This window comes from [Clostridium] saccharolyticum WM1 (genome assembly GCF_000144625.1).
GTDB lineage: Bacteria > Bacillota > Clostridia > Lachnospirales > Lachnospiraceae > Lacrimispora > Lacrimispora saccharolytica.
The window spans coordinates 4281066-4297702 of record NC_014376.1 but is presented as its reverse complement, the minus strand read 5'-3'; the positions used below and the strand labels follow the sequence as shown (position 1 = coordinate 4297702).

Annotated in this window: 16 protein-coding genes; all 16 read left to right on the top strand. The window is 47.5% G+C overall.

Going from position 1 to position 16637, the window contains the following annotated elements; translation table 11 throughout:
* Nucleotides 1-6 precede the first annotated feature (6 nt).
* The 16 genes from iolD to CLOSA_RS19810 all read left to right on the top strand — a co-directional run bounded on the left by iolD (nt 7) and on the right by CLOSA_RS19810 (nt 16434).
* Nucleotides 7-1938 carry a 3D-(3,5/4)-trihydroxycyclohexane-1,2-dione acylhydrolase (decyclizing) gene (gene iolD / locus CLOSA_RS19890; protein ID WP_013274528.1) on the top strand — a complete coding sequence of 644 codons (1932 nt, stop codon included), beginning with the start codon at nt 7-9 and terminating at the stop codon, nt 1936-1938.
* A gap of 61 nt (nt 1939-1999) precedes the next feature.
* Nucleotides 2000-2899 carry a myo-inosose-2 dehydratase gene (gene iolE, locus CLOSA_RS19885; RefSeq protein ID WP_041708722.1) on the top strand — a complete coding sequence of 300 codons (900 nt, stop codon included), beginning with the start codon at nt 2000-2002 and terminating at the stop codon, nt 2897-2899.
* 29 nt (nt 2900-2928) lie between these two features.
* On the top strand, nt 2929-3945 hold the full coding sequence (gene iolG / locus CLOSA_RS19880; RefSeq protein ID WP_013274526.1) for an inositol 2-dehydrogenase: 1017 nt from the start codon (nt 2929-2931) through the stop codon (nt 3943-3945).
* 103 nt (nt 3946-4048) lie between these two features.
* Complete coding sequence (locus CLOSA_RS19875) at nt 4049-4825, top strand: 5-deoxy-glucuronate isomerase (RefSeq protein WP_013274525.1); 777 nt, start codon at nt 4049-4051, stop codon at nt 4823-4825.
* Between the two features lie 243 nt (nt 4826-5068).
* The gene (locus CLOSA_RS19870; RefSeq protein WP_013274524.1) at nt 5069-5761 is read left to right on the top strand and encodes an MgtC/SapB family protein; all 693 of its coding nucleotides are present in this window, start codon (nt 5069-5071) and stop codon (nt 5759-5761) included.
* Between the two features lie 201 nt (nt 5762-5962).
* Nucleotides 5963-7597 carry an ABC transporter substrate-binding protein gene (locus CLOSA_RS19865; RefSeq protein ID WP_013274523.1) on the top strand — a complete coding sequence of 545 codons (1635 nt, stop codon included), beginning with the start codon at nt 5963-5965 and terminating at the stop codon, nt 7595-7597.
* A 123-nt stretch (nt 7598-7720) separates the two neighbouring features.
* On the top strand, nt 7721-8674 hold the full coding sequence (locus CLOSA_RS19860) for an ABC transporter permease (RefSeq protein ID WP_013274522.1): 954 nt from the start codon (nt 7721-7723) through the stop codon (nt 8672-8674).
* 3 nt (nt 8675-8677) lie between these two features.
* A complete protein-coding gene (locus tag CLOSA_RS19855) occupies nt 8678-9565 on the top strand; it encodes an ABC transporter permease (protein ID WP_013274521.1) in 888 nt (295 codons plus the stop codon).
* Between the two features lie 16 nt (nt 9566-9581).
* Nucleotides 9582-10601, top strand: coding sequence for an ABC transporter ATP-binding protein (locus tag CLOSA_RS19850; protein ID WP_013274520.1), 1020 nt, complete (start codon nt 9582-9584; stop codon nt 10599-10601).
* Between the two features lies 1 nt (nt 10602).
* The gene (locus CLOSA_RS19845; RefSeq protein WP_013274519.1) at nt 10603-11613 is read left to right on the top strand and encodes an ABC transporter ATP-binding protein; all 1011 of its coding nucleotides are present in this window, start codon (nt 10603-10605) and stop codon (nt 11611-11613) included.
* A gap of 127 nt (nt 11614-11740) precedes the next feature.
* On the top strand, nt 11741-12472 hold the full coding sequence (locus tag CLOSA_RS19840) for an amino acid ABC transporter ATP-binding protein (protein ID WP_013274518.1): 732 nt from the start codon (nt 11741-11743) through the stop codon (nt 12470-12472).
* A 40-nt stretch (nt 12473-12512) separates the two neighbouring features.
* Nucleotides 12513-13412: a transporter substrate-binding domain-containing protein gene (locus CLOSA_RS19835; protein WP_013274517.1), complete on the top strand. Its 900-nt coding sequence runs from the start codon at nt 12513-12515 to the stop codon at nt 13410-13412.
* Nucleotides 13413-13435: 23 nt separating this feature from the next.
* Entirely contained in the window at nt 13436-14170 is a 735-nt protein-coding gene (locus CLOSA_RS19830) for an amino acid ABC transporter permease (protein ID WP_013274516.1), read from the top strand.
* Nucleotides 14164-14826 (top strand): amino acid ABC transporter permease, encoded by a 663-nt coding sequence (locus CLOSA_RS19825; RefSeq protein WP_013274515.1) that lies wholly within the window; start codon nt 14164-14166, stop codon nt 14824-14826. Before CLOSA_RS19830 ends, CLOSA_RS19825 begins: the two co-directional genes overlap by 7 nt.
* Before the next feature lie 16 nt (nt 14827-14842).
* On the top strand, nt 14843-15439 hold the full coding sequence (locus CLOSA_RS19820) for a cytidylate kinase-like family protein (RefSeq protein ID WP_013274514.1): 597 nt from the start codon (nt 14843-14845) through the stop codon (nt 15437-15439).
* A gap of 326 nt (nt 15440-15765) precedes the next feature.
* Complete coding sequence (locus tag CLOSA_RS19810; RefSeq protein WP_049791685.1) at nt 15766-16434, top strand: magnesium transporter CorA family protein; 669 nt, start codon at nt 15766-15768, stop codon at nt 16432-16434.
* The last annotated feature ends 203 nt before the right edge of the window (nt 16435-16637 follow it).

Below are 16637 nucleotides of genomic sequence, written 5' to 3'. Positions count from 1 at the left end.
CGGAACATGTCAAAAACTATAAAAATGACAACAGCACAGGCACTTGTGAAGTTCCTGGATAACCAGTATGTTTCTGTCGATGGAGTGGAAACAAAGTTCGTTGAAGGTGTTTTTACGATTTTCGGTCATGGAATCGCGGTTGGCTTGGGAGAGGCTCTGGATACGGACCCCGGACAGCTTAAGGTGCTTCAGGGAAGAAATGAGCAGGGAATGTGCCATACTGCCATTGCTTTTTCAAAACAGAGTAACCGGAAGAAAATCCTTCCATGTGCCTCATCCGTGGGACCGGGTGCCGCCAATATGGTAACAGCCTGTGCTACCGCAACAGTAAATAACATTCCGCTGCTGGTGTTTCCGGCAGATACCTTTGCTTCCCGACAGCCTGATCCGGTATTGCAGCAGTTAGAGCAAAGCAGCAGCCTGGCCACCACGACCAATGATGCGTTTAAACCGGTGTGTAAATACTGGGACAGAATCACCAGGCCGGAAATGATCATGAGCGCTTTGATCAATGCCATGCGTGTGCTGACGGACCCGGCAGAAACCGGAGCATGCTGCATTGCCCTCTGTCAGGACGTGGAAGGTGAATCCTATGATTATCCGGATTACTTCTTTAAGAAACGGGTCCACCGGATCACCAGGCCTCTTGCAGTAGAAGAAGAACTGGAGGAGATTGCAGACATCCTTGCAGAAGCGAAGAAGCCCCTTGTAATCGTAGGCGGGGGAGTCCGTTACTCCGATGCAGGAGAAACCGTAGAAAGGTTTTGTGAGGAATTTAAAATTCCCTTTGGAGAAACCCAGGGAGGGAAGAGTGCCTGTAAATCAAGCCATCCCTATTGTCTTGGCGGAATCGGAGTTACCGGGACTTATGCCTCCAATGTGATTGCAAAGGATGCAGACGTAGTCATTGCAATCGGAACCAGGCTAAGTGATTTTACCACAAGCTCAAAGCGGCTGTTCCAAAGGGAAAATGTCAGATTTGTTACCATCAATAACAGCAGATTCCATGCTTATAAAATGGATGCGGCCAAGGCTGTGGGGGATGCCAAGGTGACCGTTCAGGCCCTGGCGGAAAAACTTAAGGAAAGACAGTATGTATCCCAGTACAAAAACGAAATTGCTGATGCAAAAAGAAAATGGGATGAAGAGATGGTGCGTTTGGGCAGCATGGAATATACGGGAGTTGATTTTGAACCCAACATAAAAGCACGGGATCCCAGAACCATCCCGGAGTTTGTCCGCCTGACCGGTGGAAAAATCACTCAGACCGCAGCTCTTGCAGCGATCAGAAGAGTTATTGAGGAAGATGCTACCATCATTACGGCAGGTGGTTCCCTTCCAAGCTGTATGCAGCGTATGTGGACCACCGACAAACGGGGCGGATACCATGCAGAATACGGGTACTCCTGTATGGGATATGAAGTGGCAGCCACACTGGGGGTTAAATTTGCTGAGCCGGAAACGGAAGTTTACTGCGTTGTGGGCGATTCCAGCTTTCAGATGCTTCACAGTGAAATCATGACCATTATGCAGGAAAGGCAGAAGGTCAATATCCTGATCTTTGATAACTGCGGCTTTGGCTGCATCAATAATCTGGAAATGAACCATGGGATCGGAAGCCTTGCCACGGAATTCCGCTATTCGGATGGGAAAAAGCCCTCAGGGGATTTAATTCCCGTTGATTATGCCAAGATCGGGGAGGGCTATGGTCTGAAGGCTTATACCTGCAGAACCATCAGGGAGCTGGAAGAGGCACTGGAAGATGCCAAAACACAAAAAAGAGCCTGCCTGTTTGATTTAAAAGTAATTCCTAAAACCATGTCGGACGGATATGAATCCTGGTGGAACGTAGGAATTGCCACGACCTCGGAAAAAAGCAGTGTGAGGGAAGCGTGGGAAAAGGTCATGGAAGGTAGAAATGAAGCCAGAAAGTATTGATATGGCTCCACCGCTGTAAAACCGGCGGTATAATAATATGATAAGACTGGGGGATACAAACATGTTAAACAAGGAGAAAGTAAAATTAGGAATTGCACCCATCGCATGGACCAACGATGATTTGCCGGATTTAGGGAAGGAAAATACCTTTGAACAGTGTGTCAGCGAGATGGCCCTGGCCGGATTTACCGGATCCGAGGTGGGCAACAAATACCCAAGAGATGTGGAAACTTTAAAAAAGGCATTGGAGCTTCGGGGCGTAGAGATCTGCAATGCCTGGTTTTCCACTTTTTTGATCAGCAGACCTTATGAGGAAACGGAAAAAGAATTTGAAAAGCATGTGGCGTTCCTGGCGGCCATGGGAGCCAGGGTGGTAGGTGTTTCCGAGCAGAGCTACAGCACCCAGGGAATTCAGGACCAGCCGGTGTTTGAAGGAAAGCATGAGATGGATGACAGAGAATGGAATCTGCTGTGTGAGGGCTTAAACCGCCTTGGAAAGCTTTCCAGGGAAAAATACGGGGTAGCTTTGACCTTTCATCACCATATGGGAACCGTTGTCCAGAGTGCAGCGGAGGTAGAACGCATGATGGAGGGCACCGACCCGGACTATGTGAGCCTGCTTTTTGACAGCGGCCACTTTGCATACTGCGGCGAGGACCCGGTGGCAATGGCGGAAAAATATGTGGGACGCATCAAGCATGTACATTTAAAGGATATCCGTCCGGAGATTGTAAAACGGGTGAGAGAGGAAAAGATGAGCTTCCTGGCAGGGGTACGGGCAGGGGCATTCACCATTCCGGGAGACGGCTGTGTGGACTTTGATCCGATATTTAAGGTGCTGGAGGAAGCTTCCTATGAGGGATACATGGTAGTGGAAGCAGAGCAGGATCCTGCAAAGGCAAATCCACTGGAGTATGCCATCCGCGCAAGAGCATTCATCGCCGAAAAGACCGGTCTATAAGAGGCAGGAAAGAGAGAGGAGAAGATATTATGGTAACAGTAGGAATTATTGGAGCAGGAAGAATCGGAAAGGTACATACCACCAGCATCTGCAATCTGGTAAAGAACGGAAAGATCAAGACCATTGCCGATCCGTTTATGAATGAGGAAACCGAACAATGGGCAAAAGGCATGGGAGTTCCCAACACCACCAAGGATTATAAGGAAATTTTAGCGGACCCGGAGATTGACGCCGTGTTGATCTGCTCTTCCACCAATACCCATTCCCCCATTTCCGTTGAAGCCATTCAGGCCGGAAAGCATGTATTTTGTGAAAAACCCATTGACCACGACATTGAGAAGATCAAGGAAGTGATGGAAGCCTTAAAAGGCAGTAAGATAAAATATCAGGTAGGTTTTAACCGCCGCTTTGACCACAACTTTGAGGCAGTGAGAAATGCTGTGGCAGCCGGTAAGATCGGAGAGCCGCATATCATCAAAGTGACCTCCAGAGATCCGGAGCCGCCAAGCGCCGAGTACGCAGCCGTATCCGGAGGCATGTTCCTAGATATGACCATCCATGATTTTGATATGGTCCGTTACTTAGCAGGCTGTGATGCAGAGGAAGTTTACGTTCAGTCCGCCGTACTGGTAGATCCGGCCATTGGGGAAGCAGGAGATGTGGATACGGCTGTCATTACCCTGAAAATGGAGAACGGTGCCCTTGCAGTTATTGATAACTCCAGAAGAGCCGCTTACGGCTATGACCAGAGAGCAGAGGTTTTCGGCTCCAAGGGAATGGTGGCAACCTCCAATGATACCGAATCCAGTGCAGTATTAAGCACTGCCGAAGGCGTTACCGGGGAAAAACCCTTATACTTCTTCTTAGAGCGTTACATGCAGTCCTTTGCAAAGGAAGTAAACTGCTTCATTGAAGCCATTGAGAATGATACTCCCACCCCTCTTGGCGTAGACGATGGGTTAAAGCCAGTACTCATGGGAATTGCCGCTAAAAAGTCCGTACAGGAGCACAGACCAGTAAAGATTTCAGAAATCATGATGGAATGAGCGCAAGAGAGCGAAGATGAGCTTGCTCATCGGCGCGAACGGTGAATGCTGCTTAAGAACCGAAGGTTCGTAAGATAGGAGACAGGAGGAGAAAGAAGCTGCCATGAGTGAATTATTCAGTTATCCGGAATTCGATTCCAGAGGAGCAAAGCCCCTGACAAAAGCAGGAGATGGGGAAAATGATATGATGATGGACATTGCCGTTTATGAGATGAAGGCAGGGGATGAAAGAACCTTTTCCAGCCTGACGGATGAGATGGCAGTCCTTCTCCTGACCGGAGAGATCCGGTTTTCCTGGGAAAACAGAACGGAATGGGGAAAACGAAACAGCCTGATGGAAGAAGGGCCTTACTGCCTGCACGTTTCAAAGGGCATTATGGTGAAGGTTTTGGCAAAGGCAGACAGTCAGATCCTGGTTCAGTCCACCGGAAATGACCAGGCATTTGACAGTGTTTTTTACAAGCCTGAGAATTGCACCAATGATATTTTTGGTGAAGGACTTTGGGAAAATAAGATGAAGCGGACGGTCCGTACCATCTTTGATTATAATAACGCCCCCTACTCCAATATGGTAAACGGGGAAGTTATTACTCACCAGGGAGGCTGGTCCAGCTACACCCCTCATGAGCATCCCCAGCCTGAGGTCTATTATTACCGCTTTGAACGGCCGGAGGGCTTTGGCGCCTGCTTTCTGGGAGAGGACGTCTTTAAGATCAAAGATGGAAGCTGTGCAGCCATTCCCGGCGGCAGGACACACCCCCAGGTAACAGCACCTGGGTTTCCCATGTACTATTGCTGGATGATCCGTCATCTTCCCGGTGATCCCTGGACAACACGGACGGATGATCCCAGATACGACTGGATCAGGGAAGGAAATTAAACGGATTTACACGGAACAAATGCCAGAAAAAGATGGAAAGCGTAACGTTCTATTGAGAATATAACGGGGCGCTTCTGTCTTTTCCTGGCTTTTGTTGTAAATCAGCTCTTTTCCCGAAAAATACCAGGCGGAAGTGAAACCGGACGGGCGGCAAATTCCCGGCGGGTGCTTTTAAGCAAACATGGTGAACCGGCAGCATATTTTATAAGACATGGATTGATTATTCAGAAAAGAGGAGTAATTATGGGCCAGGCTTGGCAAATGCTGGTGAGCCTAGCGGAACGGTATGACCTTATCTACCAGACGGGATTGTTTTTCAGAATAGTAGTAGCGGGATTTTTCGGATATCTGATTGGATATGAAAGAAAGAATCATCATAAAGAGGCAGGAATGAGGACCCATGCCATTGTGGCCATGGGAGCGGCTCTTATGATGGTGGTTTCCAAGTATGGGTTTCGGGATGTACCCAATTTTGACGCTTCCAGGATCGCTTCCCAGATCGTATCAGGTATCGGATTCCTGGGAGCAGGAGTGATTTTTGTTAAGAATCATTCCGTCAGCGGCCTGACCACTGCGGCAGGCATATGGGCAACTGCAGGGGTGGGAATGGCCATCGGCGCAGGCGCCTACTATATGGGGTGCGGGGCAGGCCTTTTTCTTATTTTTACCCAGGTCCTCCTCCATGACGTCCCCTTTCTCTCCAGAGAGCCTTACCGGGGCGTTATAAAGTTCACCACCAACCAGTATGACAGCGTGATAACGGATCTGTTTGATGAATTAAATAATGAAAAGATCAGAGTTTTAAATATGAAGGTGGGAAAATCCAAGAATTCCGTCAAGGTGGAGCTGGAACTTCTGTTTCCTGCCGGATATGGGAAAAATGACCTGATAATCAGGTGGTCAAATGACAAAAGGATCGAATCCATCAGCGGTTAAGGAATGAGTCTGATATCTTCCTAATGAAGACTCCCACAGGTTTTTCTGTTGAATCACCTAAAAACCTATGGGAAATATATGGTATGACTTCAAAAACAGTTGCAAAAAAGCCGGAAATGTGTTTAAATTAATCTGACTTTTCTGACAGATAACCGGATACGCGATGGGTTATGGTCAATGAAGATATGAAAGGAGAAATTTATGAAAAAGATTTTTATGAAGAGTGCGGCTTTCCTGATGGCATCTGCTATGGTGCTTGGTGGTCTGACCGCTTGCGGAGGAAAGGACCCGGTGGCAGGGGAAACGCCAGCCGCCAATTCCAGTTCCCCGGATGCTGGTGAATCAAGTGACGGGGCCGGAAAAACTGCAGCAGGAGGAGAAAGCACGTTTACCTATGCCATTGCAGGTGATCCGGGAGCCAATGTAAATGTAATTACCACAAGCGACCGTTTCGGCCTGATGACCATCAAGATGATCTATTCCCCCCTGTATATGTATAATGCAGATGGAATCAATTATTTCCTGGCAAAAAGTATAGATACCTCTGATGACAAACTGACCTATACCATGCACTTAAGAGATGATGTAAAGTGGTCCGACGGAGAGAAGTTTACCGCCGATGACGTGGTCTTTACCTTTGAGGCGATGGAAGAAGAGAAGAATGCCGGCTGGGCGTATTCTCAGCTTGTATTCCCGGAAGGAGCGGTAAAGATCGAAAAGATCGATGACTATACCGTTTCCCTGACCATGCCTTTTGTCAATTCCGCCGCAGTAGAGATGTTTTCCCAGATCTTCATCATGCCAAAGCATATCTATGAAAATGTGGAGAATTTTGAAAACAATGACGTGAATACCAAGCCTGTAGGTACAGGGCCATATGTAATGGCAGAATATTCCCCAGGCTCCTATGTGAAATTCACAAAAAATGAAAATTATTTCCTTGGCGCACCTGCCATTGACAATTTCGTATACCGGATCATTGAAAATGAAAATACTGCCATGACAGCCATTCAGAGCGGAGAAGTAAATGCATGGATCGGAACGCCTGCCCAGGTGGCACAGATGAATCTGGAAGCTGCCAATTTAACGGTTTACCCATATCAGGAAGGCCGTGTGGGATATATGATGATCAATGCCAACCGGGTAAAGGATGAAAACCTCAGGAAAGCCATTTTCTATGCCCTGGATAAAAAGGCCATTGCAGACGCAGCCCTTCTGGATCCCCAGTATTATGACCTGCCCTGGAGCTTCATGCCTCCCAACAGCCAGTACTTTACTGAGGATGTGGAGAAATACGAACAGAATCTGGATCAATCCAAGGAGCTTCTAGCAGCCTCCGGTGTGACAAATCCGGAATTGACCCTTGCCTATAACGCTTCCGACAGCCTTCAGTCCACCTCAGCCATTATGATTCAGGAACAGCTTCAGAAGGCGGGAATTAAGGTGAACTTAACCGGCGTGGATTCTACTGCCCTCAGCCAGCAGATGAAGAAGGCAGACAATCCCTATGATATGTACTTTGGCGGTTATATCATGGGCATTGACCCTGATACGTTTTCAAGCCTGTTTGAAACAGGAGCCACTTACAATTCCATGCATTACGACTATCCTGAAATGAATGAACTTTTTGCTCAGGGCCGGAAGGAAACGGATGATGCAAAGCGTAAAGAAATTTATACAACCATCCAGAAGAAATTGCAGGATACCGCTTGCTTCTATCCCCTGTATTCCAACAAACGCCTTCTGGTAGTATCTAAAAACGTGGCTGGAGTTGAGGAGGCGAAGCTGGTTCCTGTTTATACCTTTGAGGACACTTCCAAGCTGCAGATGAAGTAATGCAGACAGCGGGTGTGTCAGCTGAATAATACGGTGCGGCTAAATCAGCTGTGAAGAAGGAAGGGTGTTCTGCTGCTGGAATCCTGCGGCAGACACCTCTTTCTTTATATAAGGAGAAACCATATGGCAAAATATATATTAAGACGGATATTGACAGCCATACCCATGGTCCTTTTGATCACAATTCTATGTTTTGCTTTGATGCATTTTGCGCCCTACGATGCCATTGATGCAATGACAACACCAAAGATGTCACAGGAAACAATTGAATTGATAAAGGCTAAATACGGGTATGACAAGCCTCTGTTCATCCAGTATTTCCGCTGGCTGAACGGAATACTCAACGGGAATTTCGGATATTCCATCGTGACCAAGCAAAGCATTGCAGGAGATCTGGCAGTGAGGATTCCAAACACCATAAAGCTGGTGCTTCCCGCCTATGCAACCGCATATATCCTGGCGGTCATTCTGGGATTATTGGCAGGCTCCCATAAAAATAAGACAGCAGATAAGGTGATCGACGGACTCTCTTCTGTAGCCATCGCAGTTCCTTCCTTCTGGTTTTCCATGCTGCTGATCTTTGTCCTGGGCTATAAACTGAAGCTTCTTCCGATTGTAGGTATGCATTCGGTGGGGAAGGGGGCCTCCATGTCGGATTTTTTAATGCATTATATCATGCCTTTCCTTACCCTTACCTTTACATTCTTACCTGCCAACTTAAAATTTGTCCGTTCCTCTACGGTCACCCAGTTTTCAGAGGATTATGTGCTGGTTCAGCGGGCGTTTGGTGCCTCCAGAGGGGAAATTATGTATAAGCATGTCTGTAAGAATGTTCTGCTTCCCATTATTACCAGGCTTGGCATGGCCCTTCAGCTTCTGGTAACCGGGGCCATCATTACGGAAACCGTATTTGGCTGGCCGGGAGTGGGACCTTATTTCATCAAGGCGATTCAGGGTATGGATTATCCCATTGTTATGATCATCCTGGTGCTGTCCTCCACTCTAGTAATCCTTGGAAACTTACTGTCGGATATCCTCTACTGCATTACGGATCCGCGAATCAGGGAAATGGGGTGACAGATGATGAAAAGTAACGAAAAGAACACAAAGAAAAGCAGATCCCTCAGAGTGGACAGCGTATTGCTGGCCTTAAAGCATGATAAGGCAGCGGTCATTTCCCTGTTTCTTTTAGGACTGATTATTTTATTTGCATTCATCGCACCCTTACTTCCAGTGGAACCGAATGCAACTAATATTGTAAACCGGCTTCAGCCCCCGTCTGCCGGGCACTGGTTTGGTACCGATGAGGTAGGAAGGGATTATTTTGCCAGAGTCATCTACGGAAGCCGTGTTTCCCTGCTGGTTGGATTTCTGGCCATGCTCACAAGCCTTACCATTGGAGTGGCGGTGGGTACGGTGTCCGGCCTGTGCGGCGGAATGGTTGACATGATCCTTATGCGTATCGTGGATGTATTGTATTCCATTCCATGGATGATCCTGGTCACTGTTGTCAGCATCTTTTTAAGGCCTGGATTAAAATCCATTATTCTGGTTATCGGGTTTTTTACCTGGATGGAGATTGCAAGACTGGTGCGGGCCGAGACCCTTTCCCTTAAGGAAAGGGAATTTATCCTTTATGCAGAATTTTCCGGCGTGGGCATCTGGAAAATCATTATCCACCATATCATACCTTCCGTGTTTCCCACCATCATTGTATCGGCAACCACCAGCATGGCCAATGCGATAATGACGGAATCTTCTTTAAGCTTCCTGGGGGTGGGCATACAACAGCCCATGTCTTCCTGGGGAAGCCTTTTGCAGAATGCTCAGGGAACCATGCAGAATACCTTTTACATGGCTCTGATCCCCGGCCTTCTGATCATTGTCACGATTTTTGCCTTTAATAAGCTAGGCAACCTGCTCCGGGTTTTCGTGGAACCCAAAATTATGAACGACGAGAAAGAGTAAAGGGAGGAAACAGGAATTGGAAAAGACAAAGAAAAACGATGAAAAGATTCTGTCTGTTGAAAATATCCATACCACCTTTCATACCCACGGAAAATCGGTAAAGGCGGTACGGGGAGTAAGCTTTCACGCAGACCGCCAGGAGATCCTGGCGGTGGTGGGAGAATCCGGCAGCGGAAAAAGTGTCCTGATGAAATCCATCCTGGGCCTGATGCCGGAGAATGCAGAGGTGACTGCGGACCAGATGCTGTTTCTGGATCAGGATATGATGGAGATGACGCCGGAACAGCTGCGAAAGATGCGGGGAAAAGAGATTGCCATGGTCTTTCAGGATCCTATGACGGCTTTGAATCCGGTGAGGACCATTGGTTTTCATCTGACGGAGGTGCTGAAACGCCACAGGGGAATGGATAACCGGTCTGCCCGCAAAGAAGCGGTCGCTGTTTTGGAACAGGTGGGCATCCCATCTCCGGAGAAGAGACTGGGCCAGTATCCCCATGAATTTTCCGGTGGAATGAGGCAGAGGGTATTGATTGCCATGGCCCTTTGCTGCAGGCCGAAGCTTCTCATTGCAGATGAGCCGACCACGGCTCTTGATGTGACCATTCAGGCCCAGATCCTGGAGCTATTAAAAAAACTGCAGGATGAGACTGGAATGAGCATAATACTTATTACCCATGATCTGGGAGTGGTGGCAAGCTTAAGCAGCCGGATCCTCGTCATGTACGGAGGCCTTTTAATGGAAGAGGGGCTGACCCGGGAAATCTTTTATGCGCCCAGGCATCCTTATACCAGGGCTCTTCTTCAGGCGGTTCCCAAACCACAGACAGGAGACAAAAAGCGGCTGGAGCCTATTCCGGGAATGGCCCCCTCCCTGATCGATCCGCCAGATGGCTGCCCTTTTGCGGAGCGTTGTAAATTTGCCTGTGAGGAATGCGAAAAGGGAATTCCTAAGTACCGGATTTATTCGGATACCCAGAGAGCTATGTGTATCTTTTCGGCAGAGGAGCTTGATGCAAGGGAAAGGAAGGTGGAGTGACATGGAGAACAAGAACCAGGAAATCCTTCTGGAAGCCCGTGAGGTCTGTAAATATTTCCCTGCAAAGGACTTTTTCGGCCGTAAGAAGGCGGAGATAAAGGCAGTGGACGGCGTGAATCTTACGATCCGGAAGGGAGAGACCTTTGGGCTGGTAGGGGAATCCGGCTGCGGTAAGTCTACCTTAGGCAGGACCTTAATCCGAATGTATGATCCCACCAGCGGCTCGATCCGGTTTAAAGGACAGGATATTACCAGTGTAAAGGGAAAAAAGCTGCTTCCAATCCACCGTCAGATGCAGATCATTTTCCAGGATCCCTATTCTGCCCTGGATCCCCACCACAATGTGCGTGAGATCATTGGAGAGTCCATGGCGGCAGGATCCGCCATGGCTTCCAGCGAGATGGACGGCAGGATCGAGGAAATGCTTAAAAAGGTGGGAATGAAGCCGGATGACATGTACAAGTATGCCTATGAGTTTTCAGGCGGCCAGCGCCAGAGGATCGGGATTGCCAGGGCCCTGGCAGTAGAACCGGAATTTTTGCTTTGCGATGAGCCTATTTCAGCCCTGGATGTTTCCATTCAGGCCCAGGTAGTGAACATGCTGGAGGATTTACAGAAGGAAATGGGACTGACCTACTTATTTGTAGCCCATGACTTATCCATGGTGCGCCATATCTCCACAAGGATCGGAGTCATGTATCTGGGAAGGCTGGTGGAGATCGCAGACAGCGATGAACTGTATGAGAATCCTCTCCATCCTTATACAAAGGCGTTGCTTTCCGCCATACCGGTGGCTGACCCGGAACTTTCTGCAAAATCAAAGCGGCTGATGCTTCAGGGAGAGCTTCCCAGCCCCATGCATGTACCATCCGGCTGCCATTTCCATACCAGATGCATGTATGCCAGGGAGGAGTGCAGCAGCAGGGTGCCTGTAATGGAAGAGGTTTCTCCAGGACATTTTGTGGCCTGCTCCTGCCTGCCATTTATTGGTAACAAAGAAAATAATCCTTGACTTTTCAAATAAAACTTTTTATAATAACAACAATTAAAAAGACTAAGCAAAGACGCTTAAGATATTCAGACTCTAAGGCGTCTTTTTGCATATTTTTAGAGAAAGTTTACAGAGAGGGGATGGAATTATGCCAGATATGGTGAAAGTTGAAAACTTAAAAAAGAACTTCGGAGATTTAGAGGTTTTAAAGGATATAAGCCTGACGGTAAAGGAGGGCGAAAAGCTGGTTATCATCGGACCCTCCGGCTCTGGAAAGTCTACCTTTATCCGCTGCATTAACTATCTGGAGGAGCCTACCAGCGGAAAGATAACCGTGGCAGGCACAGAAGTAACAAAAAAGAACCATCTGGATATGGCAAAAAAGTATTCTTCCATGGTCTTTCAGCAGTTCAATTTATATCCCCATCTCACTGTCTTAGAAAATCTGACGCTGGCTCCCATCAAGCTGCAGCATGTTCCCAAGGAAGAGGCAAAGAAAAACGCCATGAAGTGTTTGGAACGGGTGGGCTTGAAGGAAAAGGCAGGGAATTACCCGGTCCAGCTTTCCGGCGGACAGCAGCAAAGAGTAGCCATAGCCAGGGCTTTGTGCACCAAGCAGCCCCTGATTCTCTTTGACGAACCTACCTCCGCCCTTGATCCTGAGATGGTTCAGGAGGTATTAAATGTTATGGTAGAACTGGCTCATGAAAATATCACTATGATCTGTGTAACTCATGAAATGGGCTTTGCCCGCCAGGTAGCAGACCGGGTGATCTTCATGGATGGAGGCTACATCCTGGAAGAGGGAACACCGGAACACTTTTTTGAATGTCCGGAGCATGAGCGGACCAAAGCGTTTTTAAGCAAAATCCTTCATTAGGATGTTGTTTAAGATATTATAAAATGAGGAGGAACCAATTATGATGAAGAAAATGTTATCACTTGCCCTGGCTTTTGCAGCTGTGGCATCCTTAACTGCATGCGGAACAAAGGCCCCGGAAACAACAACGGCTGCTCCGGCAGAGACAACGGCTAAGGAAGGAACAGGGACGGCTGGCTCTACAGAGGCAGCAGGCAAAGGCTTGGCTGCAGATGTACAGAAAATTATTGACCGGGGAGTTTTAAAGGTTGGCTGTAAGGCTGATATCCCTAAATTCAGCTTACAGAATACGGCAACCGGAGAATACGAAGGCTTTGAGGATGATCTGGCTTATGAGATCGCCGGCACTATTTTCGGATGCACAGCGGCGGAAGCAAAGGAAAAGAAACTGGTGGAATTTCAGGGCGTAACCGCTAAGACCAGAGGACCTCTTTTAGAGAATGGAGAGATCGATCTGGTGATAGCTACCTTTACCATTACACCGGAAAGAAAAGAGACTTATAATTTCTCTACTCCATATTATACCGATGCAGTGGGACTTCTGGTTAACAAAGAGTCCGGAATTGACTCCATTGAAGATTTAGACGGCAAGATCATCGGCGTTGCCCAGTCCTCCACAACAAAGGATGGCTTTAAAAAATATGTGGATGAAAAAGGGTTAAAGGTAAATCCTCAATTCCAGGAGTTTGATGGTTATCCGGCTTTGGCCCAGGCGCTGGCAACCAAGCAGATCGATTGTTTCTCCGTAGACCGTGCCATTTTGGCAGGCTATGTAAATGACGGAAACCAGATCTTACAGGACCGTTTTGCAGAGCAGGATTACGGTGTGGCAGCTGCTAAGGAGAATACAGGCCTTGCTGCTTTCGTTGATGAAAAGATTACCTCCATGCTATCCGACGGCTCCCTTAAGGCCCTTCAGGATCAATGGGGATTGCAGTAACCCTTATGTAAAGGATAGATGACATGATAAAAGGTCTTTTTGATGCAAAACGATGGAATGCCCTGTTTCAGGCATTTCCTGAATATTATATACCGGGCTTTCTAATGACGCTTAAAATATCACTGGTGGGGCTGGCCGTTGCGCTGGCCCTAGGAGTGGTATTTGGTATGTTTTCCACGGCTAAATTTAAGCTGCTTAAGATAATTTCACGAATTTACGTAGAATTCATACAGAATACGCCCCTGGCTTTGCAGGTGCTGTGCTATTATTCCGTGCTTCCTATGTTATTTTCCAGCTCAGGCTTCCGGATCCCTAAGTTCGTTCTTGGTGTGATCGGAGTGGGAGTTTATCATGGGGCCTATATATCAGAGGTCATAAGAACCGGAATCGAAGCCATACCAAAAGGCCAGTCTGAGGCGGCTTCGTCCCAGGGCTTTTCCTATCTGGAAACCATGTATCATATCATCCTGCCCCAGACCATAAAGATTATCATGCCTCCCCTTGCCAATCAGGCCTTGAATCTTGTGAAGAATACCTCCATCCTGGCTATGGTGGCCGGTATGGACTTAATGTACTTTACGGATTCCTGGGGTGCTGACAGGGGATATTTTGCCCAGGCGTATTTTACCAGTGCTATCATGTATTTTATTATCTGTTTCCCTCTGGCAAGGCTGGCCCGCTATTTAGAGATCAGATCCATGCGGCTGCCTGTAGCAAAAACGCTTGATCTTCAGGCAGATGAGGAGGCAGCATGTTAGAATTATTTCATAAGATATTTACCCAGGCGAATGTATTATTCATGCTGAAGGGGTTGAGAATGACGGTAATGATCGCCGTTCTTGCAACAATCATCAGTATGTTTTTCGGAACCCTCCTGGCACTGATCAGGACCTATTCCACCGGAAAATGGAAATGGGCGGGAGGGGTTGTAGCTGCATATACGGAATTTTTCCGCTGTACCCCCAATCTTTTGTGGATACTCTGGATCTATTTTACCGTAAAGGGGAATAAGGTAGGAGTATCGGTATTCGCCATTTCCCTTTTCACTTCAGCAGTTATGGCAGAAATATTCCGCGGAGGCTTGAACTCCATTCCCAAGGGGCAGTTTGAAGGCGCCCAGTCCCAGGGATTCAGTTTTGCCCAGACTCTTATTTATATCGTGCTACCCCAGACGTATAAAAAGGTCATTCCTGCCCTGCTCAGTCAGGTAATCACCATCATCAAGGACACTTCTTTCTTAAAAATGGTAGATGTGGCGGAGTTTATGAGAAACTGCTCCGTTGTCCTTGGAAGCATTTATGATGTAAGAGGAATGCTGATGCTGTTTGCTTTTGAAGCACTTTGCTATTTTACTATCTGCTTTGCCCTCAGCTGTGCAGTGAGGGGATATCAAAAAACAATTGTAACCGGTTAGGGAGGAACTTCTTGCTATGGAAAAGTTTACAATTACCATCACCCGTGAATTCGGAAGCCTGGGGCGTTCCATCGCCAAAGAGCTGTCCAGAGAGCTGGGGGTGGAATTCTATGATCGTGATATTGTGGAGGAGGTTGCGAAGAAGCTGAACCTGCCGGTCTCCACGGTCAGCGAAGAGGAAGAAAAGTCAAAGCAGAGCTTTCTGCCGCGCATGTTTCCTTTGGGAACAGATGAGGCATACATTCAGGACATTATCTTTGATGTGCAAAAGGGTATTATTCAGGACCTGGCAAAAAAGTCCAGCTGTATTCTGGTAGGAAGGTGTTCCGATTACTTACTGGAAAAGGAAAAGAACAACATCAATATTTTCATCTATGCCCCTTATGAAAAAAGGCTGGAAAACTGTGTGAACACTCTTGGCATGACGGAGGGGGAGGCAAAACGGATGATCGCTTCCGTAGACAAGGCCAGAAATGCCTATCATAAGAAATACGCCGGTTACTTCCCCGGGGATCCGGAGCATAAGAACCTGATGATTGATTCTTCCCTTCTTGGGGTTACGGGAACTGCAAAGCTGATTGCAGAAATTGTGCGTCAGTTATTCGGAGAATAATAAGAATGGGAAGCTTTTTATAAAAACAGGCCTTTTTGGTGAAGCATGGGGAACATCCCGGTTTTTCACTGAAGGGGCCTGTTTTAATGCTGCTGGAAGAGTAGTTTTCATCATGGACCGGCGGGCGGGTATGGAACAGAAAAAAAGAGACGGGCTGGTTGGCCTGGGTTAAGGATGCAGATCAGTCGGACTATCATGGGGCTTTAGGAGGAAAAGAACGTGCGTTATAAATTAAGGAAAAGGCTGATCCCTGTGGGAACGGATGAAACAGTTCCAGAAGGGGAGTCCCTAATCTCTTAGGCAGGCCTGCAGTCTTTGGTTATTACATGGACAAGAACCGGCTCATATTAATTGATGACAGCGGGGAGGCGGAAAAAATGCTTCGGGAAATGGAGAGGCTCCAGAGCTATGACAAGACCTGTGTCTCCCATATGCTTTTTGAATTTCTGGAATATCAGGTAAAGGATGAGATTGAATTTTTGCAGAAATACGAGGAAGGCCTGACAGAAATGGAGGACCGGATTATGAGCGGGGGGAGGGACCGGAACGATGTGCCGGGAACCATCTTAAGGGCCAGAAAAGAGCTGGCAAAAATCGTTTCCTATTACGGGCAGCTTTTAAACATCAGCCAGACCCTGACGGAGAATTACAACGGGCTGTTACAGGATGAGGAATGTGCCCGGTTCCGCTTGTTTTCCGGCCGCATGGCAAGGCTTTCCGAGTATGGGAAGGAGCTGAGGGAATATGCCCTGCAGATCCGGGAAATGTATCAGGTGCGCATGGATGTAAAGCAGAACCATGTGTTGTCCTTTCTTACCATGGTGACCGCCATATTTATGCCCCTTACCCTGATTGCCGGCTGGTATGGCATGAACTTTAAAAATATGCCGGAACTTCATTGGGATTATGGCTATCTGGTCTGTGTGGCGGCCAGCGCAGTGATCATTATGGCTGAAATATGGTATTTTAACAAGAATGGTTGGTTGAAAAAATAGAAATCAGGGATCCGGGATTTTCCTGTTTAAAAAAATGATATAGAAAAATAAAGTCATGTCCCTTGACACCTTTAAAATAAACTGCTATAATGTATATTTGTGTGAAGCGAGAGGATGAAGGTCTGAAACGTGCCTGCTACCTCTCGTTTTGTTTGCGAAAAGTGTGTGCGAGGCCGACGGCAACATGGGAACCCGGTTGGCCG

What these genes read in the sequence shown, in the direction of transcription:
- iolD (WP_013274528.1), top strand. Translation starts at nt 7, where the DNA reads ATGTCAAAAACTATAAAAATGACAACAGCACAGGCACTTGTGAAGTTC.
- iolE (WP_041708722.1), top strand. Translation starts at nt 2,000, where the DNA reads ATGTTAAACAAGGAGAAAGTAAAATTAGGAATTGCACCCATCGCATGG.
- iolG (WP_013274526.1), top strand. Translation starts at nt 2,929, where the DNA reads ATGGTAACAGTAGGAATTATTGGAGCAGGAAGAATCGGAAAGGTACAT.
- CLOSA_RS19875 (WP_013274525.1), top strand. Translation starts at nt 4,049, where the DNA reads ATGAGTGAATTATTCAGTTATCCGGAATTCGATTCCAGAGGAGCAAAG.
- CLOSA_RS19870 (WP_013274524.1), top strand. Translation starts at nt 5,069, where the DNA reads ATGGGCCAGGCTTGGCAAATGCTGGTGAGCCTAGCGGAACGGTATGAC.
- CLOSA_RS19865 (WP_013274523.1), top strand. Translation starts at nt 5,963, where the DNA reads ATGAAAAAGATTTTTATGAAGAGTGCGGCTTTCCTGATGGCATCTGCT.
- CLOSA_RS19860 (WP_013274522.1), top strand. Translation starts at nt 7,721, where the DNA reads ATGGCAAAATATATATTAAGACGGATATTGACAGCCATACCCATGGTC.
- CLOSA_RS19855 (WP_013274521.1), top strand. Translation starts at nt 8,678, where the DNA reads ATGATGAAAAGTAACGAAAAGAACACAAAGAAAAGCAGATCCCTCAGA.
- CLOSA_RS19845 (WP_013274519.1), top strand. Translation starts at nt 10,603, where the DNA reads ATGGAGAACAAGAACCAGGAAATCCTTCTGGAAGCCCGTGAGGTCTGT.
- CLOSA_RS19840 (WP_013274518.1), top strand. Translation starts at nt 11,741, where the DNA reads ATGCCAGATATGGTGAAAGTTGAAAACTTAAAAAAGAACTTCGGAGAT.
- CLOSA_RS19835 (WP_013274517.1), top strand. Translation starts at nt 12,513, where the DNA reads ATGATGAAGAAAATGTTATCACTTGCCCTGGCTTTTGCAGCTGTGGCA.
- CLOSA_RS19830 (WP_013274516.1), top strand. Translation starts at nt 13,436, where the DNA reads ATGATAAAAGGTCTTTTTGATGCAAAACGATGGAATGCCCTGTTTCAG.
- CLOSA_RS19825 (WP_013274515.1), top strand. Translation starts at nt 14,164, where the DNA reads ATGTTAGAATTATTTCATAAGATATTTACCCAGGCGAATGTATTATTC.
- CLOSA_RS19820 (WP_013274514.1), top strand. Translation starts at nt 14,843, where the DNA reads ATGGAAAAGTTTACAATTACCATCACCCGTGAATTCGGAAGCCTGGGG.
- CLOSA_RS19810 (WP_049791685.1), top strand. Translation starts at nt 15,766, where the DNA reads ATGGACAAGAACCGGCTCATATTAATTGATGACAGCGGGGAGGCGGAA.